Here is an 18,931-nt window from a genome sequence, read left to right as displayed (position 1 = left end):
GCGGCTCGTCGATGGTGTCATCGCGGCGCAGGCGCCCGCAGCACTGCGAGGAAGTCGTCGCGCATGAAATTTGGCACGATCGTTGCGATCCTCTCGGCCGCCGCAGTAACGCTATCGGCATGCGCCTCACACCGTACCACCACGATCCAAACGAGCAGCGGTAACGCGACCGTCACCACCAGCCAAGACAACAAGAGCGTCACCGTTCGAAACAAGGAAGGGACGACGTCGATCGGTCAAAACGTCGACGCGAGTAAACTCGGCGCGCCCGTCTATCCCGGAGCGCAGGCCAACGAACAAGGCGCCATCTCGTCATCGACGGACAAAGGCACCAGCGTCATGGCGGGATTCAAGACCAGCGATCCGTTCGAGAAAGTCGAAGCGTTCTACAAACAGCAGCTTCCGGCCGGATCCGAGAAAATGAATACGAGCGCCAACAACAGTTCGATCGCGTCCTTTCAAATCGGTACCGGCGATGCGAGCGACCAAGTGGCAGTCCAGGTGACCTCGTCGAAGGCCGGCGAGACGGACATTCTCATCACGCACGTCGTCACCGACACGAAGCCCACACCTTACCCGAGCGCAAGCTGAGCGTGACGTCACGTCGCTGGAACGGCTGGGGCGACGAGGGCGTAAAGCTCGAGCTTCCCGCGACGGCCCACAGATATCTCGAAGAGCGGCTCGGAAAAGCGCAAGCGCCGCCCGACGCGCGCATCGACGAAGCCACGTCGCGCGTCCCGCCAAGCCGTCTGACCTCGCATCCGCTCGTCCACACCGATTCGCTCGTCCGCCTGCGTCACGCGCGCGGGCAAAGTTTGCCCGACTGGCTCGCGCTGCGTTTCGGCCGGATCGATACCGTTCCCGACGGTGTAGCGTTTCCCGAATCGTCACAAGACGTTCGCGATCTGCTCGCGTTCGCGCGTTCTTGCAGCGCGGCCGTTATCCCGTACGGCGGCGGCACGTCGGTTGCGGGACATATAACGCCCGAGCCGGGCGATACGCCGACACTGACCGTGTCGCTCGCGCGCATGCGCGCGTTGACGCATCTCGACGAGCAGAGTCGCTTGGCGACGTTCGAAGCCGGGGTTACCGGGCCCGACCTGGAGACGCAACTGCGCGCGCACGGGTACACGCTCGGCCATTTTCCGCAATCGTTCGAGTACTCGACCTTGGGTGGATGGATCGTAACGCGATCGTCGGGACAGCAGTCGCTGCGCTACGGAAGAATCGAAGCGCTCTTTGCCGGCGGCAAGGTTGAGACTCCAGCCGGCACGCTGCGCATCCCAACGTTTCCGGCGTCGGCTGCCGGAATCGATCTGCGCGAGATGATTCTGGGGTCCGAAGGGCGCGCGGGCATCGTTACCGATGCGACGGTGCGCGTGACCGACGTTCCCCGGCACGAATCGTTCGAAGCGATCTTCTTCCCCAGCTGGGAACGAGCGCGCGACTGCGTAACGGCGCTGGCGCACGCCGGCGTACCGCTCTCGATGATCCGGCTGGCCAATCCGCTCGAAACGTTTACAACCTTGCAGTTGGCGGGCGCAAGCGCGGCGGTCGTCTGGCTCGAGCGCTATTTAGCCTTGCGCGGCGCGCGGAACGAGAAATGCCTGCTGCTCGCGGGCGTCACGGGATCCGGCCGCGACGCGGCGCACGCGTCGCGCGCGCTCCGGTCGATCGCGCGCGGTTACGGCGGCGTCTATGCGGGCGCCGCCTTGGGCGAACGCTGGCGGCGCAATCGCTATCGCGGCGTCTACTTGCGCAACGCGCTGTGGGAGAGCGGCTACGCCGTCGATACGGTCGAGACCGCGGTCGATTGGCCGCGCGTCGACGCGATGATGCAGGCGATGGAAGGCGCGGCGCGCGGCGCACTCGGCGACGAACCGGTTCACGCCTACACGCACCTCTCGCACGTTTATCCCGAAGGCTCGAGCGTCTACTCGACGTTCGTCTTCCGCATCGCGCCGGACTACGAGACGAATCTCGCGCGGTGGACGCGGCTCAAGCGCGCAGTCAGCGAAGCGATCGTCGCCAACGGCGGGACGATCACGCACCAGCACGGCGTCGGCGTCGATCATAAACCGTATCTCGCCGCCGAAAAAGGGGCGCTCGGTCTCGATGCGATGCGCGCGCTCTTCGCGCGCTTCGATCCCGACGGAACGATGAACCCCGGCAAGCTGTGCTGAGCGATCGCGCGACGGCCTGGGACGCACTGGTCGCCGGCAGCCCCTACGACGTACTCGTCATCGGCGGCGGCGTCACCGGAGCCGGGGTCGCGTTCGAAGCGGCGCGGCGCGGGCTGCGCGCCGCACTCGTCGAGCGCGGCGATTATGCGTCGGGCACGTCGAGCCGGTCTTCGAAGCTGGTGCACGGCGGCCTTCGTTATCTCAAGGAAGGCCGCTTCGGACTGACGCGCGAGTCCGTGCGCGAACGCGAGCACCTGCTGCGCGGCGCGCCGGGACTGATCGATCCCATTCCCTTCGCCATGCCGCATTATCGCGGGCGAAAACCGCGACGCATGACGCTTGCGGCAGGTTTGTGGCTGTACGATGCGCTAGCCGGCGCGCGCCATCACGATTACTTGGATCGCGCCGCTGCTTTGGCGCTCGTGCCCGCGCTCGACGATACCGGTTTGCAGGGCGCGCACCGCTATCGCGATGCGACGACCGACGACGCGCGATTGGTGCTGCGGCTGATCGCACAGGCCTCATCGCTCGGTGCCGTAACCGTGAACTACGCGAGCGCAACGCCGGACGTCGACGGCGATCGCATCGCCGGCGCGACCGTGCGCGACGAGCTTGGCGAACGTGAAGCCGCCATCGCCGCAAAGGCCGTCATCGCCGCAACCGGGGTCTTTGCCGACGAGGTGCGCGCGAAGGCCGGTGCCCAAGCGCGGCTGCGGCCGCTTCGCGGCAGCCACCTGATCTTTGCCGCATCGCGTTTTCCGCTCGCGTGCGCCGTCGCATTCGAACATCCGGCCGACGGACGTCCGGTCTTTGCCTATCCATGGCAGGGCGCGACGCTCGCCGGCACGACCGACATCGATCACCACGGCGACTTACGAAACGAACCGTCGATTTCGAGCGAAGAGCTCGCGTATCTGCTCGACGCGATGCGATTTGCCTTCCCAGCCCTCGCACTCAACCATCGCGACGTCGTCGCCACGTACGCCGGCATACGGCCGGTAGTCGACGGAAGCGGCGCGTCACCGTCGAAACTCAGCCGCGACCACGTTGTGTACAACGATGGGGGATTGATTACCATTACCGGTGGGAAGCTGACGACATTTCGTCTCATGGCGCTCGACGCGCTCGCCGCGGCGGCAGACCGGCTGCCCCCGTTCGAGCGTTCGCTTACGCCGGTCTTCTCCGCACCGGGCAAGTACGGCGAACAGGCAGAGCGCTTCGCGCGCGAAGCCGCCGAAGGCGAACGCGACCACGTCGGTTCCACGCCGTTTAGCTGGGCCGATCTGCGCTGGAGCGCGCGGCACGAACAGGTGGTGCACCTCGACGATCTGCTGCTGCGCCGCACGCGTCTAGGATTGCTGCTGCCCGACGGCGGCGCCGCGCACTTCCAGCGAGCCGGCGCGATCTGCCGCGCGGAACTTGGTTGGGACGACGCGCGCTGGTTCGCTGAAACGCAGCGCTACGTTGACCTGCACCGCGAGCACTACTCGCTGCCGTGAGCGACCTTCTTCTCACCATCGACAACGGCACGCAGAGCGTTCGCGCGCTGCTGTTCGATGCGAGCGGCGAGCTGGTCGCGCGCAGCCGCGTCGCGATCGACGACTACGTCGTCGCCAATCCGGGCTGGCACGAATACGACGCGCAGCGTTTTTGGACCAAGGCGTGCGAAGCGTGCGCGCAGCTCTGGCACGAACATCCGGAACTGCGCGGCCGCGTTGCGGCGGTGGCGGTGACGACGCAGCGCGGCACCGTCGTCAGCGTCGACACGGCCGGCAAACCGCTGCGCCCGGCGATCACCTGGCTCGATCAGCGCAAGAGTCCCGTCGTTCCCGAGATATCGCCGGCGATGCGTGCACTGTTCCGTATTGCGGGGGCACATAACACCGTTCGTTATTTCCAGCGCGAAGCCGAAGCGAACTGGCTGGCCGCCTGCGAGCCGGACGTATGGAAGACGACGCACAAGTTTCTCTTGCTTTCGGGATATCTCAACTACCGGCTGACCGGAGAGTTCGTCGACTCGATCGGGTCGCAGGTCGGCTACCTTCCCTTTGATTTCAAGGCCCTGCGCTGGGCGAAATCGAGCGATTGGAAATGGCAAGCGCTGCGCGTGACGCCGGAAATGCTGCCGGCGCTGGTCGCACCGTCGACCGTGTGCGGCAGCGTGACGCCGGCTGCAGCCGCGCAGTGCGGCGTCGCCGCAGGAACGCCGGTCGTCGCCGCCGCCGCCGACAAAGCGTGCGAAGTGCTCGGTGCCGGCTGCATGGATCCGTCGATCGCGTGTTTGAGCTACGGCACTACCGCAACCGTCAACGTCGCATCGCCGCGGTACCTGGAAGCATCGCCGCTCGTTCCGCCGTATCCCGGCGCGATTCCGCAGACCTACGACGTCGAGGTACAAGTCTTTCGCGGCTACTGGATGGTTAGCTGGTTCAAGGAGCAGTTCGGCGTGTGGGGTGACGAGCTCGTCAACGCCGTTGCGCCCGGGGCGATGGGCTTGATGCTGCAGCCGTATTGGTCGCCCGGCTTGAAGATGCCCGAAGCCAAAGGCGCGATCGTCGGCTTCGGCGACGTGCACACGCGCGCGCACGTCTACCGCGCGATTCTCGAGGGCATCGCTTACGCGCTGCGCGACGGCAAAGAACGCATCGAGCGCCGCAGCCGAACGCCTATCGCGGCATTGCGGATTTGCGGCGGCGGCTCGCAGAGCGACGCCGCGCTGCAGCTGACCAGCGACATCTTCGGTCTTCCGGCGTCGCGTCCGCACGTCTACGAAACGTCGGGCCTGGGAGCCGCGATCGACGCCGCCGTCGGACTGAAGCTCCACGCCGATTTTCGCACCGCGGTCGCGGCGATGTCGCGAACCGATCGCACTTTCGAGCCGGATCCCCAGCGGCGCGCACTCTACGACGCGCTCTACCGGCGCGTCTACCGGCGCATGTACGACCGGCTGCAGCCGCTCTACGCGGCGATTCGGGAGATTACGGGCTACCCCGCGGATTGAGGTATTCCAGGCCGGCGCGCTCGAGAATCGCTTTCCCCTGTCCTCGCAAGATGAACGTCGCAAATGTATGCGCGGCGCCGGGATGCGGCGCGTCTTTCATGATCGCGAGGGCGTAGTTCACCTGCGAGGCCGGCGACGGCGGCAGCGCGACGAACGGATAGCCGCGCGAGATCGCTTCGGTATGGTAGAAGAATCCCACGTCGATCTCTCCCGTCTCGACGCGCGCGAGCAGATCTTCTTCGGGAAAGATCTGAGTCGGGTTCTCGTCATCGCCCAAGAGCTTCTGCTCGGCGGGCGCGCCCACGATCGCTTTGAGCGCTCGAACCGTATACACGCCCTTGGGGTCGAGCATTGGATCCGTACGCCCCAAACGCACTCCCGGCGTGGACAACGCCTGCATCAGCGGCACGCGCCCTGCGGCAACCCTGGCGAACAGGTCGTGAAAGCGGCTCTTGCGCGACCAGGCGATCCCCAGCGACGTGCGCGCGAAGGTCGTCGACGACGCGACGATCGCACCGAGTCCCGAAACGAGGGAGGGATCGGCGCTGATGAAGACGTCGGGCGAACGCACGCCGGAAGCGATGAAGTTCGCGAACTTTTTACTGCCGCCGGGCTCGCCCTGAAGCTGTAAACCGTTCGCTCGGAGTGCGTCGGCGACGGGGCCCTGCATCGGCGTCACGAGCGACGCGGCATAAACTACCTGCACCACCGCCGGCTCCGGCGATGCGCCGGTCAAGGCGAAGGCGAGGAGGGCCGAAACTGCAGCGAAAGCGAGTTTATGCAATAGCGCGTCCCTCGTGGACCCGGCCCGTCGTCGAAGACGTGGCCCAGATGCGAATCGCAGCGAGCGCAGCGCACTTCGGTGCGCCGCATGCCGAAGCCGTTGTCGTCCAACAGCCGCACGTTACGCTGCTGGTCGGGATGCGTAAAACTCGGCCAGCCGCAATGCGACTCGAACTTCGAATCGGATGCAAAGAGCTCCGCACCGCACGCGCCGCAGTGGAACGTACCCTCCCCACGCTCGGCGAGAAGGCTCCCAGAGAACGGCGCCTCGGTTCCTGCTTCACGCAAGATGTGGTACCGCTGCGGATCTAATTCGGCCTTCCAGTCTTGCTCGGTTTTTTGCACTTCGGGGGTCACGTCGTGTCGCATGATATATCAAGAACGCCGCCCGGGGCCGGGCGGATGCGCCCGAGGCTGGGGACCCGCAGGTCGCCAGGCTCTCCGCCGTTGCGGACCCAAGTACCGGCTATGAAACTGCTCTTTGAAATTCTGCTCTCTTTGATTCTGCACCCAATTGCGATGATTCTCATGTGGATCAATCTCGCGACCCGCGGCGACATGAGCGACGGCAAAAAGATCGTGTGGTTCATCGTCAGCATCGTGTGGGGGTTAGGACCGATCCTCTACGTTTTGGTTACCGAAGGCTCGCTCTGGTGATCGACTTCGCAGCGTTTACGGCAGTCGATATGCGCGTCGGCACCGTCGTCGGCGTCGAAGAGTTTGCGCAAGCGCGCAAACCGGCGTACAAGCTCACGATCGATTTCGGAGAAGACGTCGGCACTAAACGCTCGAGCGCGCAGGTCGTCGATCTGTACGCGCCGGAGAGTTTGGTCGGCGCGCAAGTCATCGGCGTCGTCAACTTTCCGCCCAAACGCATTGCCGGCTTTCAAAGCGAGGTGCTGGTGCTCGGGGCGGCCGACGACGCCGGACGCGTCGTCTTGCTGCGACCCGAACGAGCGCTTCCTAACGGCTCGCGCATTTACTAGTCCAAGCAGACGGGCGCAACGCGTGATTCCGGCTTTTTGGTGGTATCGATGCGCCCATGTACGCATTGATGCTGACAGCAGTCATCAATGCGCCGACACCTAGCCCGACAATATCGCCTTTGCCGTCGCCGGTCGTGCAGTGGTACGCCCAGCGTGGAGCGGAGGTTAGCGGGCTCGATCCAGCTTTAGTTCGCGCCGTTATCGAAGCCGAGAGCGGCGGCGACCCAAAAGCGGTTAGTAAAGCCGGCGCTATTGGAATGATGCAGCTCGCCTCGGCGACCGCTTCGGACTGCGGAATACACGACGCTTTCGATCCTTTGCAGAACGTTCAATGCGGCGCACGCACGTTGGGGTATCTGGTCCATCGCTACGGAGTCCAGACCGGGATCGCCGCATACAACTTCGGTTCGGGCGACGTCGAATCGGTCGGCGGTCATTTGAGTAAGATGCCGGTAGAGACCCAGAACTACGTCAAAGCGGTTGTCGAAGAGTACGACGTGCTTCAACACGAAACGCTCGACACCGCGGCACCCGAGACGCTCGTCGCGCTTCAGCCGGCCGCCGCGTTCGACACGATGCTGCGGGAATCGCACGTGGGATGCGACGTGGCGGTGGGCTTTCTCCAGCTGAGCTCGTCGGAGGTGTGTGACGAAACGGACGTCGTCATCGGCGTTCCGGATGCGCTGCGCGCGCTGGGTTCGCTCGAAGCCGCTGCAAGCTTTAAGGCAGCGTTTCGAGCCACCCCACGTTACTATTCAATCCCTGGTTAAATGCTTTGACGTGCCACGCGCACGGCGTGTCGATTTGCAAATAGAACATACCGCTCTGATGCACGTACACCGTGTCGGTCGCGTGTCTCTCGCTTCGCTGGATCGGAGCGAGGTAGATCGCGGCGCCGCCGATGCGCAGCGCAAACGACGGTTCGACGTCGCGCTGCTGCGCGCAGTCGTATGAGTACGTGAGACCCCACGTTCCCGACGCCGAGAACGGCAGCGTGGTGCGCGAGCCCGTTCCACGCGTTTCGAAGACCGTCGCGCCTTCGGGGAAGACGTTCGGCGGAGTCGGCGCGGGCGACGGCACCGGCACAGTCGTGGGCGTGGGCGCAGGCGGACGCGGGGGCAACGTTTCGAGGACTTCCGGCGCCGGCACGGGCGTGGGTGTCGGCGTTGGACGCGGCGTCGGCGTTGGACGCGGCGTCGGCGTGGGACGCGGCGTCGGCGTGGGAGTTGGTTCCGGCGTCGGCGTCGCCGTTGGTTTCGGCGTGGGGGTCGGCGTCGGACGCGGGGTCGGCGTCGCCGTTGGTTCCGGCGTGGGTGTCGGCGTCGGACGCGGCGTTGGTGTCGGACGCGGCGTCGGGGTTGGCGTCGGCTCCGGCGTTGGTGTCGGCTCCGGAGTCGGCGTTGGCGTCGGACGCGGCGTTGGTGTCGGACGCGGCGTTGGTGTCGGACGCGGAGTCGGCGCCGGCGTCGGCTCCGGCGTTGCGGTTGGCTCCGGCGTGGGCGTTGGCGTCGGATGCGGAGTCGGCGACGGTGTCGGAACGACGGCGACCGTCGGCGCGTATTCGCCTTCGGCGGCCGCGCGCGCGGTTGCAACGACGACGACGTTATCGCTGGTGAATGCGGGAAGCTCGAGCGATCCGTCGAGACGCACGTCGCCGCCGTTCGCGCGAATCACCATCGGCTGCGGTTGTACGGCTTCGGCTTCGCCGGTCGCGCGCTCGGTCGAAAGATGCGCGCGATGTCCGTCGGCGAGCGTGATCCAATCCATTTGCAGGCCGAGCATGCCGACTTGGCCGTGCGAGTTCGAAGGCACCGCGGAAACGATCTCGCCTTGTCCGATCGCACCTTTGCGCACGACGATCCAACCGTTCACCGGAACGTCGGAGGCGGCGCGCAACGTGAGCGTATCGCCGGGCGTCGCCGTTGACGACGAAACTCGACTGATGATGCGAACGGGAATCAGCGTGCCGGCGGGAACGACGATGCGCGACGAGTTCTGCGCCGACGCGTACCACGGCTGCACGATGGCCAATACCAGTACGAGCGGCCAATAACGCAACGCCGTGAGTCCAACGCGAGCCACGCGGGTGATGTTCCAGGGGGCCGGCGCCGCGTCCCTTTCTCCTTAATCGAGAGGGCTTGGAAATTGGGAAGGCTCCAGCGGGGAGCAGGAGCCTTCGAAGCTGGAGCCGTCGATGGGGATTGAACCCATGCTCTTCTGCTTACCATGCAGATGCTTTACCACTAAGCTACGACGGCGGTCCAGTGGCGCCCGCGGAACATACTCTGCCGACGACCTCAAGCCCTACTACGAGCTGCACGGGCTCGATGGGAAGAACGTAACGGTCGGCCCAGCGGATCTTGCGGCTTTGGCTGTTCTTCGTCCGCTCCCATCTCAGACATCCTTGGTTTTCGGTGACGTCTTCCACCGGCACCAAAAAGACGCGTTGCACGTCGGGACAGTAGACTCCAAAATAATCGGCATCGCCTCTATAGGAGCGCTGGGCACCGTTCCGATGCGCATGCGAGCTGTACGCATTGAACCAGATCGATCCCATGCGCAAGCGCCCGGTCTTAACCTGAATCCTTAATAACGTGTTTCCTCTTTCCAGAATTAAATCATAGCGATTGTTTTCGCCCCATGGTACGGAAACCTGATAACCCATGGTGACGAAGGCATAGAGTACGATAACCTCTGAGAGATCGCCGACACGTTTCGTATCGCGTTTTTGTAATTGCTCCATGCAACAATCTTAGCGAGCATATGTGCCATACGTATGGCATCGTGATTTGCCGCGCTCCGAAATTATTATTCTTAGTGCCCTAGATGCCAGCCGTGTTTGTCGCAGTGGTATGGCTTAAGACCTTTGCTCGTTCGCGGGATTGCGCGCTCGGCTTCCTTCTTCGTTTCGAACGCGCTTTTGGGCGCACCGTTATTCTTGTAACACGAGCGCGGACCGCCGCTCTTACGTTGCATCGACCTCGATCGGCTTGACGAAATATACGACGCTCTCGATCTCCGCAAACCCAAGCGCGGCGTGCACAGCTCGGCCCGACTCGTTCTCGACCAACGCGTCCGACGCAAACTCGGTGCAGCCGTTGCGCGCTCCCCATCGTTCGACCGCGTCGCAAAGCGCCCGCGCGACGCCTTTGTGCCGCCACGCCGGAGCCACGTAGAGCCCCTCGAGGAACGTCACGGGCGACGTGCTCGTGCCGTTGACGAAATCGACGCGCAGTGTTGCCTCCGCGAATCCAACAACCTCGCCGTCGGCCTTTGCGACGAACACGGCCGCCATTTTTCCGCGCGTCAGCAGCGCCCGCGCGTCGTGGCGAAGCTCGTCGAGCGTTTGCTGCGGCCACAGCTGCTTCTGCAACGCGACCCAAGCCTCGAAATCCGCGCTCGCCAGCGCCTCGATGCTAAACGGCATCGCGCGTGTACAAGCCGACGCCGTCGCCCATGTACGTCGTTTGCAGCTGAAGCGAAAAGCCGCTCTTCTCGGCAACGCGCACCGATGCAAGGTTATCGGGCGTGATAATGCACGCAAGCTTCGTTCCGGCCGAGAAGTTTTGTGCGCCCCACGATACGCACGCCTGCACGGCCTCGGTCGCATAGCCGTTGCCTTGCCAGCGCGGCGCGACCATCCAGCCCAGCTCCGGCATCCCATCGAGCGACGGCTCGATCTCGCGGTGGTAATCGGCAAATCCCGTTTCGCCCGCGTACGCGCCGCTTTGCCGATCCTCGATCACCCAATACCCGAAGCCGAGCAGCGACCAATGACCGGCGTAGCGCAGCAGCCGCGTGAAGCTCTGTTCGCTCGTCGACGGCTTACCGCTGATGTAGCGCACGATTGCCGGCTCGCGCCACATCGCGGCCAATGCCTCGAAATCGTCGAGCCGATGCGGTCGCAGCACGAGCCGCGCGGTTTCTATGACCGGAGCCTGCATACGCGCTTGCTTGTCAGATCGCGATGCACACTCCTCGTTCTCTTACGCGTCAAGGGCTTCGACGGTCAGCGCGGTGACGCCGCCGTACGCGAGCCGCGGAACCAAATCGGCGATCCAATCTTGCGCGTTCCACGTCGACCAATCGACCACACCGGCACGCACGGCGCTTCCCTCACCGACGAGTAACGTTAGGCCCGCCAGCAGCGCGGCTCCGACCGGCCACGGAATCCGCACGGCCGAGCGCAATGCTCCGTATGCGACGCCGCTGAGGACGCCGTCGGCGTAACCAACGAGCGCACCGGTCGCCGAACGGCGATTGGTCGTCTTCTCATCGTCGGCATCGAGCCGATCGATGCCGATCTTCTTCGCAAGCTCGTTGACCGTGCGACCCGGCACTTCGCTGGCCGGTCGCCCGCGAACCAACATATCGAGATAAGTGATTGCGTCGAGTGCCGTGACGCCGGCAGCGCCGGCAATCAACCCGCGCCGTACTCCTTCTGCTGCATTCATGGAGTGCTGATTCCCAAAACTACGGGCTGTCCTTAGACTCTCACAGCGAATAGGCAAGCGTCGTGCCGTTGCATCCGGGGCAACCGATGCGCACCCGATTCGGTCCCTTTTTCAGATTGAAGACGACGACTTCGCCCGCTCGCCCCGCAGCGATCGCGCCGCTTTGCGTGATACCAAGCTTGCGCGGATCCGACCACAGCGCGATGCCCACACGCAGTGCGACCGGCGCCTGGAACTGCAGCACTAAGTTGCCGCCGCTTACGACGGCTTTTTCCAGTTTTGGGTAGAGTGATGCGGGCACCGTCGGGAACGGCACGTTAAAGCGAGAGACGCGATCGACGGCATACCGGAACATGCGTGTCGGCAACGTGTGGCCCGCTAGAAACGTCATCCCGACTTTATCGTCGTGGTAGTCGATTGTGGCCGGATAGAGCGTGCCGCCGTTGAGAATCGGGGAAGGCACGTTGAACCCGCCCGGGATGAACGGAAACGGCACCGCTCGTGGCGCCGCCGAAAACGCCGCGGCGTCCGGCACGGCTTGTACGAAACTCTCCGCGACCATGCCGTCCGTTGCGGCCTGATCGTAGAGCGCCGCGAGGATCGCCGCGTCACCCGGAGCGGTATTCATTCCGCTCTCTTGTTGCGACATCATCACGATCGGCTGCGTTTCACCGGCAGCCGCGTAACTATCGGCGATCGCGCGGATATAGGTTTGCGCGCCGGCCGCCGAAAACCGGGCGCGCTGCTGCAAGTCGTCGGGATCGGTCGAGAAATACTCTTCGTGCCCGCTCAGGTACGCGCGCGTCAAGTCGCGCGCCGTCCATTCGAACGCCAGCAGCGGACACGAACCGTTTGGATCGGGACGCTTATAGGAAGTTGGATCGGCGCAATAGCTGCCCCATGGAGCGCCGTAATCGTACGTACCGTCGACGCCGTGACTGTTCCAAGCGATCCCCCAAAACGCGTGCAAACCCAAAGCCATCAAACCGGAAATGTTCCGCTCTCGACTGACCCCTTCGACGCTGACCGTCGGAACGAACCACGGAAACCAGTCGCGGCGCATCTCTTGGAACAGGCCTTTGTTGGCGTTTGCCTCGATATCGTCGCCGTTGGTGCGGTGGTAGTCGTTATACGAAGCGATGTCGTCGAGGTACTGTGCGTTGTACACGAGCCACGAAACCGGAACGCCGGCGGCGTGTGCCGCCGTTTCGATGCTCTGTTGACCGGCCGGGGGCGTTCCTTTTAGCGACGTCAAGGAGGTCGCAATGAATCTCGTTTGGGTTTTGCCGTGCGGTACGGACCACGTGGGTCGCGGCGGCGATGCGTGCGAACTCAAATCGGATGCGCCGCATTTCGCCGTCTTCACGGCAATCGGCGGAAACGTTCCGGACGGCACCTCGTACCAAATCACGCCGTCGTACGAGACGATGCATCCGGTGGAACTGCTATCGTACACGGCTCCCCGCGCCGAGATGACGCGCGCTACAACGCCGGGCGTCGAAAGGCGGAGCGCCGAAGGCGCGGGCGGCAGCGTCGAAACGCCGCCGCCGCAAGCGGAAAGTACAATGCCAATGCCAAGGCCCAGAAGACCGGAGACGAGACGAAGGGGAACCGGACGCATTTTCAACGATGCGGACAACCCGGCCAGCAGCAAGGCCGGCGCATACCCTTGCGCATTTTGTCGAGGCCGACGGTTATCCGGCGGCTCCTGGTTTCTTCTTTCTTGGCCGACGTCACCCAGCAGATCCATTCATTGCGCGCCAGCGGCGTGATGGCGGCCCATAGCTTCTTCGCTGCTGGGTCGGACTCGATCGCCTTGCGAAAATCCGCCGGCATTCCATGCATTGCGCCAGCGGCGGTTTCTTTTTTAGTCACTGACATTCAAACAGTGCATCACCGCGGAAAAATCCTGGAGCGGGCGGCGGGAATCGAACCCGCGACTCTTGCTTGGAAGGCAAGGGCATTACCACTATGCAACGCCCGCGAGAGAAATTGGGCAGGGCTGGATTCGAACCAGCGTAGCGCTTTCGCGCGCCGAATTTACAGTCCGGTGCCTTTAACCACTCGACCACCTACCCATAGGGGGCAGACCTGGGTACGATGCTACCCCGCCAGAGTCCTCGGGTCAGAGGGAGGCCTCCCTAATCAGGCTCTCATTTTGCTCTCATGTGACACCATTGTCGCCTGGCCTAGTATCTAAGGCAGAGAGTCCCCTCGCTTACCAACTTCGGAGTACGTCAGCATGGCACGTCCCCCGATCGGTCTCGTTGTCTCGGCCCTGACCTTCTCGCTGGCCATGACCGCTTGTAGCGGCATGTCCGGAAGTAACGGATCGTTACCGGGAACGACCGACGACGCAACCCAGACGATCGGCGATACGGCCGACGCGCTCCTGGCGCGCCGCACCGGCTCGCAGAACGCGGCGACCGGTATTGCGGCGGCCAACGCTTTTGGTGGACGCATTCGGCAACTCGCGCTCGTCAGCGCCGACGACGCCTGGACCGGGCTGACGCCCGACGCGCTCCACCGCGCGCCGCGCCTGCGTTCGTGCCGCGACGGTATCGAACTGTTCGCCCCCGCCCGTAACGGCGACGCGAACTCTACTGAGGAACTGGTTTACTACGAACCCGGATGTGCGCGGCTTGCGGTCGACGACGTGCGCACGTACACGTCGACCGGCACGCACAGCGAAACGGTGCACCACGCCACGTCGCTGTACGCGCCAGGACGCTCGACGCCGTTTGCGTTGGCGACCTCCACGTCGGCATACTCCAATGCCACCATCGGCGCGTACGGCTTGCCCGACATTGCGGAAGGCTTCGCTAACGTGACCGCCGCGCAAGTCGTCGCCAACAAATCGACGGTGCTTGCAACCGATGCCGAGTTGGTCGTGATGCCGGGAAGCCGCACCTCGGGCACCTTCTGCAGCGATTCGGCCGGATACGATCCATCCGGAATAGTTTCGCTCGATTCCACGTTCGGCTGGCAAGGAGGCGTGCTTTCTGGCGGCTCGCGCGCCGGTGATCCCAGCACGTTCGTCACGCTGTCGGCAACGCCGTCGGGTACAGCGTTCTCCGGAGTAATCGGCTCGCTGTCCATCGAGACGGCAACGCAGAATCTGTCGTGTCCGATTGCCACGCCGGACTTCACGCTGGCCGGCGGCACAGCGCTTGGAACCTATTCGATTCCGATCAAGGTGACCTTACACCGCGGGCGCATCTACACCGTGAACGTGGCGCGCGCCATGCTTCCCAACGGCGATACGCTCAGTGTACGCACGTATCACGGACAGGGCCAAGGCAATCGCGCCTACGTCTCGGGCCAGGTCAAGAACGGGCGCACTTCGATTGCGACGTTCCACGTTAGTACGTTCGGCAACGGGTCGCTCACGATCACCAGTACGGGCGCCCAGTACAAGATCGTCGACTGGATCGTCGTTCAATAACGGCTGCTGGTCTCCTAATCCTCGCCGTCGCGGCGGTGGGCGTCTTACACACCTTGGTTCCCGATCATTGGGCTCCGAGAACCGTGTTGGCACGACAACAGGGATGGTCGCCGCTGCGCGCGGCTCGTGCGGCGGCAATCGCCGGGACGGGACACACCGTTTCAACGCTCGCGATCGCTCTTGTGGTCTGGCTCGCTGGTCTCGCGGTCGCGGTTCACTATGGCCAGCTCGTGGATACGATCTCGAGTCTTGCACTGTTCGGGTTTGGATCTTGGCTGACAGTCGGCAGCGTACGAGAGTTACGGACACGCGGCGGAACGGACCACGCGCGCTTCAGCCATGCGCACCTTCACCGCCACCGCGATGGAACGCAGCACCGGCATTGGCACGAACACGACTCTCACGACTGGCACGAGGTCGACGGAAGTCTTGCGCTCGCCGCCGTGCACGAGCATCAACATCAAGCGTCGTCGCGGACGGCCCTCCTTTTGATTCTCGGCTCGTCACCGATGATCGAAGGGATTCCGGCATTCTTCTCGGCTAGCCGTTTTGGTTTTGGCCTCCTGATCGTCATGGCCGTAGTCTTTGCATTCTGCACGATCGGGACGTACGTCGCCGTCACGCTGGCCTCGCTGCGAGCGATCCGCGACATCGATTTGGGCCCGATCGAGCGTTACGGCGAAGTCCTGAGCGGCACGTTCATCGCGCTTTTGGGCGCGGTATTTCTATTTTTCCCGCAGCTGTTGATGAAGTAGCCCCTGCTAAATCAGAGCTTCGCGTTGTACTTGTAAAAGCGGTTTTCGCGGGTCCAGCCGGCGCGTTCGTACACGCGCTGCGCGGTCTCGTTGTCCATTGCGGTCTCTAAGAACATGCCCACGGCGCCGATCTCGCGCGCGTAGGCCTCGGCGCGTTCGAGCAGCTTCGTCGCCGCGCCGCCGCCGCGCGCTTCGGGCGCAACGAAGAGGTCCTCCAGAATGAGCTGCGGTCCGAGCCACACGGTGCTGTACGTTTGAAAGAGCTGCACGAAGCCGACGATGGAATCGCGCTCCGTTTCGCGCGCAAGAAAGATGGTGGAACGGCCGTCATTTAGATTGCGCTCGACGAAGGCGCGCTCGCGCTGCGCCTCGGGGTCGCGCTCGTAGAAGACGCGGTACGCGGTAACGAGCGGCAGCAGCGCCTCGAGATCGTCGATCGTCGCTCGGGCAATCTCGAGACGCACGCGACTACCGCCTAATAATTCATCGGCGGCATCGCCGGATCGGGGATGCCCTTCGGGCAGATCTTCATCTGCTCGGCACGCGTAATATAATACGCGTGGATGTCGTAGTGGGGCACCATCAGGCCCTCGTGACCCTTCGGTTCGAATGCAACGTCGATGTGATTGATCGTGTAACCAGGCAGCGCGCGAATGTTGGCATAGCTAAAGCCTTGCTGCAGCTGCTTAAGCGTCGGCATGATCTCGGTGAAGACCACCTTGCCCTTATACGTGCCGTAAATTGGCCCAAGGGGTGCGTTCTTCATATCGATCCAGTGCTCGCCCATCGACGCGACGCACGGTGAAACCATCACGGCATCCGCGGGCATTCCGGCCGGGCGTACCTTTGGCTGGGGCGGCAACTGCATGCCGCCCGAAGGGGCTGCGGCAAAAGCCGCTGCCGGAACGGCAAGCAACAGCGCGGCGAAAAACGCGGTGCGACAACGACGCATAGAACGCTCCTTTGACGAGACGCAGAGATTCTGGAGCTTCTACGCGGGTCGCGGCATTTACTAGCTGCGGCGCAGCGCGATGGCGCCCGTGGTCGTGGTAAGGCGAATCGAAGCGCTGCCGCTGCCGATCGTCCCCGACGCGCTCGCTCCCACGACGTTCCGGCGTGCGGATCCGACCGAATCGAAGTCGCTGCTGACCGCGCCGACGGTCGTCGAGGCCTCGACGCGAGCGTCGCTGTGCGGATCGATTGCCAGCCTCAAGGCGCCGGTGGTCGCCGTCAGATCGATGGAACGCCGCCCGGCGACGCGGCCGACCGTGGCGTCGACCTCACCCGTTTGCGTGGCGGCCGTCACGTCGCCGTCGACGCCGTCGATACGGACCGCGCCCGTGGTGTTGTTGATGTCCAGCGACGCGCCGGCCGGCACCGAGATCGTGTAGCGTACGCCGCCGCTGCCGAAGTTGCGATACTTGGTGGCAATCGTGACCGTGTTGTCTTGCGACCGCACGTCGATGTCGATGTTGCGGACGGCCTCTTCGCTCATCCCGCTTTTGACGGCCTCGATGTCGATGCTGTGGCTCGGCGAACCGGTGACGCGGATTTCGCCGACGCTGTTATCGATATGCACCACTGGAGCGGCGCCCGTCGATATCGACTTATGGACGGTCTCACGAAATTGCGTTCCGCTGCACGTCGTTAGCGCGATCGTGAACGATACGAGAGCCAGCCAACGCATCATCATGTTTCGTTACTATATACGAGCAAATTTCCTGGATTGTTTCGAACTAAAATGCCACCCAGTTGGCACATCTGACATCTATGATACGCGTATGAATAAAAAGAAGTTTCGTGGGTGGTGTAGGAACCTCTGCGGCGGTGAGGTCAAACAAGGTGCGACTAAGTATTGTTCGTTGCGTTGTCAGTTCCAGTTTGAATACAAAATGCGCGTCGACCTTTTACGCCGCGGACTCTATCCACCTACCGGTGGACAAACGTTCGTCAAGCGTTTTCTTCGGGAATATTACGGGGATCGCTGCGCAAGATGTGGCTGGAACGAGGTGCATCCAACCACAGGGTTAAGGCCGCTCGAAGTCGAGCACATCGACGGGAACTGGCAAAACACAAAACTCGACAACCTTATTCTCCTCTGCCCTAACTGTCACGCCCTGACCCCAACGTATCGCGCCTTGAACCGAGGGCGTGGTCGAGCCAAGCGCCTAGGAGGACGCGAGAACCCGATCGCTCTAGCGGGTGAGAAAGGTTCGCGACTAGAGAAACATTCCAGGAGGCGGCTCGGACCCGTTGAAACCGAGGCCGACCTACAAATCGTCTTAGATCTCTGAGCGCCGACGTGGCTGAGTGGTTGAAGGCGCGTGATTTGTAATCACGTTCGAAAGACACCGCCGGTTCGAATCCGGCCGTCGGCTCACCACCCTTTCAAAAGAACCTTATATGCCATATTTTGTAGTAACCGTCGAGCGCGGCGGTGCGTGGAATTGGTCGCAGCCGATGCGCCGGCAGCAGCAGTGGGACGAGCACGCCGCGTTCATGGATAAGCTCGCGGACGACCGATTCATCCTCGCCGGCGGCCCGCTGGGCAACGAGGACAGCGCGCCGCGCATCATGCACGTCGTGGACGCGCCCAACGATGACGCCGTGCGCTCGCGGCTTGCAACCGACCCCTGGGCCAACGGCATGCTGCGACTCGTCACGGTCGAGCCCTGGACGGTTCTGCTCGGAGGTTTTGGTGCACCCCGTTAAACCGAAATGGCTTGGCAAGGGGCTCGTGCTGGTTTGCGAGCGTTGCTTCAAAGAGCGTATCCCCGAGGAAGACCCCGACGTTGCCGCCCAGATCGGCGACTTCCACTTACGCGACTGGCTCAAGGCCAAGCTCAAGGAGGAAGGCTACTGGGGACCGATCCGCGCGGTCAGCACGAGTTGCATGGACGTCTGCGCCCGCGGCCGGGTGACGGTGTGCATCGAGCCGCAAAACGGCGAGACGCAGGTCTTCGTCGTCGACCCCGTCGCCGACCGCGACGCGGTCTATCGGGCCGCCGTCGAGATGGTTACGCGCGAGTAAAACCTTTCCCAGCCACGTTTAATGTGAGCGCCTTGCGGTAAAAAAGTAATGATGCTGCTTTCCAAACAGATTGAAGAGCTGGCTTGCGATTTCCAAGACGAGGCGGCAGTACGGCCGTACCTTCGGATGCTCATTCCCGAGCTGGCCGAAAACAAGAACTTCTGGCAGCTGGTCCTCGAGGTCCTCGAGATCATCTTGCACCGGCGAGGGTACTTGATCGTGAAACGCTCCATAGTGGAAGGGGCTATGGAGGTTCCCCCGAGCGAGAAAAAGGAGGCCGGCATTTAGCCGGC

The 18,931-nt window shown here is 63.4% G+C and carries 25 protein-coding genes and 4 tRNA genes; 14 read left to right on the top strand and 15 right to left on the bottom strand.

Annotated features, from left to right (window positions below; all coding sequences use genetic code 11):
• Positions 1-63: 63 nt before the first annotated feature.
• From VGG89_17710 to VGG89_17695, 4 genes are read left to right on the top strand one after another with little or no spacing between them, the layout of a single operon-like run.
• Positions 64-591, top strand: a complete 528-nt coding sequence (locus VGG89_17710) for a hypothetical protein (protein HEY1978391.1) — start codon at positions 64-66, stop codon at positions 589-591.
• 2 nt (positions 592-593) lie between these two features.
• Complete coding sequence (locus tag VGG89_17705; GenBank protein HEY1978390.1) at positions 594-2,183, top strand: FAD-binding oxidoreductase; 1,590 nt, start codon at positions 594-596, stop codon at positions 2,181-2,183.
• Complete coding sequence (locus tag VGG89_17700) at positions 2,177-3,682, top strand: glycerol-3-phosphate dehydrogenase/oxidase (protein ID HEY1978389.1); 1,506 nt, start codon at positions 2,177-2,179, stop codon at positions 3,680-3,682. Before VGG89_17705 ends, VGG89_17700 begins: the two co-directional genes overlap by 7 nt.
• A complete protein-coding gene (locus tag VGG89_17695; GenBank protein HEY1978388.1) occupies positions 3,679-5,184 on the top strand; it encodes an FGGY-family carbohydrate kinase in 1,506 nt (501 codons plus the stop codon). Before VGG89_17700 ends, VGG89_17695 begins: the two co-directional genes overlap by 4 nt.
• On the opposite strand, the gene VGG89_17690 is transcribed toward VGG89_17695, so the two are convergent.
• Together VGG89_17690 and msrB are read right to left on the bottom strand one after the other, a co-directional pair.
• The gene (locus VGG89_17690) at positions 5,162-5,890 is read right to left on the bottom strand and encodes a substrate-binding domain-containing protein (protein ID HEY1978387.1); all 729 of its coding nucleotides are present in this window, start codon (positions 5,888-5,890) and stop codon (positions 5,162-5,164) included. The genes VGG89_17695 and VGG89_17690 overlap by 23 nt on opposite strands.
• A gap of 26 nt (positions 5,891-5,916) precedes the next feature.
• Positions 5,917-6,336, bottom strand: coding sequence for a peptide-methionine (R)-S-oxide reductase MsrB (gene msrB, locus VGG89_17685; GenBank protein HEY1978386.1), 420 nt, complete (start codon positions 6,334-6,336; stop codon positions 5,917-5,919).
• 99 nt (positions 6,337-6,435) lie between these two features.
• Between msrB and VGG89_17680 the strand changes: the two genes are divergently transcribed.
• From VGG89_17680 to VGG89_17670, 3 genes are all read left to right on the top strand, one after another.
• Complete coding sequence (locus tag VGG89_17680) at positions 6,436-6,624, top strand: hypothetical protein (protein HEY1978385.1); 189 nt, start codon at positions 6,436-6,438, stop codon at positions 6,622-6,624.
• Positions 6,621-6,953, top strand: a complete 333-nt coding sequence (locus VGG89_17675) for a tRNA-binding protein (GenBank protein HEY1978384.1) — start codon at positions 6,621-6,623, stop codon at positions 6,951-6,953. The genes VGG89_17680 and VGG89_17675 overlap by 4 nt, the downstream gene beginning before the upstream one ends.
• A gap of 68 nt (positions 6,954-7,021) precedes the next feature.
• On the top strand, positions 7,022-7,723 hold the full coding sequence (locus VGG89_17670) for a lytic transglycosylase domain-containing protein (protein HEY1978383.1): 702 nt from the start codon (positions 7,022-7,024) through the stop codon (positions 7,721-7,723).
• Here the strand turns inward: VGG89_17670 and VGG89_17665 are convergent.
• The 10 genes from VGG89_17665 to VGG89_17620 all read right to left on the bottom strand — a co-directional run bounded on the left by VGG89_17665 (position 7,674) and on the right by VGG89_17620 (position 13,485).
• Positions 7,674-9,035 (bottom strand): hypothetical protein, encoded by a 1,362-nt coding sequence (locus VGG89_17665; protein HEY1978382.1) that lies wholly within the window; start codon positions 9,033-9,035, stop codon positions 7,674-7,676. The genes VGG89_17670 and VGG89_17665 overlap by 50 nt on opposite strands.
• A gap of 101 nt (positions 9,036-9,136) precedes the next feature.
• Positions 9,137-9,211, bottom strand: a tRNA-Thr gene (locus VGG89_17660).
• Positions 9,202-9,696: a group I intron-associated PD-(D/E)XK endonuclease gene (locus VGG89_17655; protein HEY1978381.1), complete on the bottom strand. Its 495-nt coding sequence runs from the start codon at positions 9,694-9,696 to the stop codon at positions 9,202-9,204. The genes VGG89_17660 and VGG89_17655 overlap by 10 nt, the downstream gene beginning before the upstream one ends.
• A gap of 222 nt (positions 9,697-9,918) precedes the next feature.
• Complete coding sequence (aac(6'), locus tag VGG89_17650; protein HEY1978380.1) at positions 9,919-10,380, bottom strand: aminoglycoside 6'-N-acetyltransferase; 462 nt, start codon at positions 10,378-10,380, stop codon at positions 9,919-9,921.
• Complete coding sequence (locus tag VGG89_17645; protein ID HEY1978379.1) at positions 10,370-10,897, bottom strand: GNAT family N-acetyltransferase; 528 nt, start codon at positions 10,895-10,897, stop codon at positions 10,370-10,372. The genes aac(6') and VGG89_17645 overlap by 11 nt, the downstream gene beginning before the upstream one ends.
• Positions 10,898-10,939: 42 nt before the next feature.
• Entirely contained in the window at positions 10,940-11,407 is a 468-nt protein-coding gene (locus VGG89_17640; GenBank protein HEY1978378.1) for a hypothetical protein, read from the bottom strand.
• A gap of 40 nt (positions 11,408-11,447) precedes the next feature.
• On the bottom strand, positions 11,448-13,034 hold the full coding sequence (locus VGG89_17635; protein HEY1978377.1) for a hypothetical protein: 1,587 nt from the start codon (positions 13,032-13,034) through the stop codon (positions 11,448-11,450).
• A complete protein-coding gene (locus VGG89_17630) occupies positions 13,031-13,243 on the bottom strand; it encodes a YdeI/OmpD-associated family protein (protein ID HEY1978376.1) in 213 nt (70 codons plus the stop codon). The genes VGG89_17635 and VGG89_17630 overlap by 4 nt, the downstream gene beginning before the upstream one ends.
• 74 nt (positions 13,244-13,317) lie before the next feature.
• Positions 13,318-13,391 (bottom strand) — tRNA-Gly (locus VGG89_17625).
• Between the two features lie 9 nt (positions 13,392-13,400).
• Positions 13,401-13,485: transfer RNA gene (locus VGG89_17620), tRNA-Tyr, on the bottom strand.
• A gap of 164 nt (positions 13,486-13,649) precedes the next feature.
• Between VGG89_17620 and VGG89_17615 the strand changes: the two genes are divergently transcribed.
• Entirely contained in the window at positions 13,650-14,852 is a 1,203-nt protein-coding gene (locus VGG89_17615; GenBank protein HEY1978375.1) for a hypothetical protein, read from the top strand.
• Between the two features lie 86 nt (positions 14,853-14,938).
• A complete protein-coding gene (locus tag VGG89_17610) occupies positions 14,939-15,607 on the top strand; it encodes a hypothetical protein (protein HEY1978374.1) in 669 nt (222 codons plus the stop codon).
• A gap of 11 nt (positions 15,608-15,618) precedes the next feature.
• On the opposite strand, the gene VGG89_17605 is transcribed toward VGG89_17610, so the two are convergent.
• Genes VGG89_17605 through VGG89_17595 form a run of 3 tightly spaced genes read right to left on the bottom strand, consistent with a single transcriptional unit; the run spans position 15,619 to position 17,300 of the window.
• On the bottom strand, positions 15,619-16,071 hold the full coding sequence (locus VGG89_17605; protein HEY1978373.1) for a GNAT family N-acetyltransferase: 453 nt from the start codon (positions 16,069-16,071) through the stop codon (positions 15,619-15,621).
• A gap of 11 nt (positions 16,072-16,082) precedes the next feature.
• The gene (locus VGG89_17600; protein HEY1978372.1) at positions 16,083-16,559 is read right to left on the bottom strand and encodes a hypothetical protein; all 477 of its coding nucleotides are present in this window, start codon (positions 16,557-16,559) and stop codon (positions 16,083-16,085) included.
• Between the two features lie 60 nt (positions 16,560-16,619).
• Complete coding sequence (locus tag VGG89_17595; protein HEY1978371.1) at positions 16,620-17,300, bottom strand: DUF4097 family beta strand repeat-containing protein; 681 nt, start codon at positions 17,298-17,300, stop codon at positions 16,620-16,622.
• On the opposite strand from VGG89_17595, the gene VGG89_17590 reads away from it, so the two are divergent.
• From VGG89_17590 to VGG89_17570, 5 genes are all read left to right on the top strand, one after another.
• The gene (locus tag VGG89_17590; GenBank protein HEY1978370.1) at positions 17,299-17,901 is read left to right on the top strand and encodes an HNH endonuclease signature motif containing protein; all 603 of its coding nucleotides are present in this window, start codon (positions 17,299-17,301) and stop codon (positions 17,899-17,901) included. The two genes, VGG89_17595 and VGG89_17590, sit on opposite strands and share 2 nt — an antisense overlap.
• Positions 17,902-17,903: 2 nt before the next feature.
• A tRNA-Thr gene (locus VGG89_17585) sits at positions 17,904-17,985 on the top strand.
• 25 nt (positions 17,986-18,010) lie between these two features.
• A complete protein-coding gene (locus VGG89_17580) occupies positions 18,011-18,319 on the top strand; it encodes a YciI family protein (protein ID HEY1978369.1) in 309 nt (102 codons plus the stop codon).
• Entirely contained in the window at positions 18,306-18,638 is a 333-nt protein-coding gene (locus VGG89_17575) for a hypothetical protein (protein HEY1978368.1), read from the top strand. Before VGG89_17580 ends, VGG89_17575 begins: the two co-directional genes overlap by 14 nt.
• A 48-nt stretch (positions 18,639-18,686) precedes the next feature.
• Positions 18,687-18,926, top strand: a complete 240-nt coding sequence (locus tag VGG89_17570; GenBank protein ID HEY1978367.1) for a hypothetical protein — start codon at positions 18,687-18,689, stop codon at positions 18,924-18,926.
• Positions 18,927-18,931 lie beyond the last annotated feature (5 nt).

This window comes from Candidatus Baltobacteraceae bacterium (assembly GCA_036488875.1).
Classification (GTDB): Bacteria; Vulcanimicrobiota; Vulcanimicrobiia; order Vulcanimicrobiales; family Vulcanimicrobiaceae; genus JAFAHZ01.
Note: the sequence above shows the minus strand (reverse complement) of the source record. Positions and strands in the feature narration are given on the sequence as shown.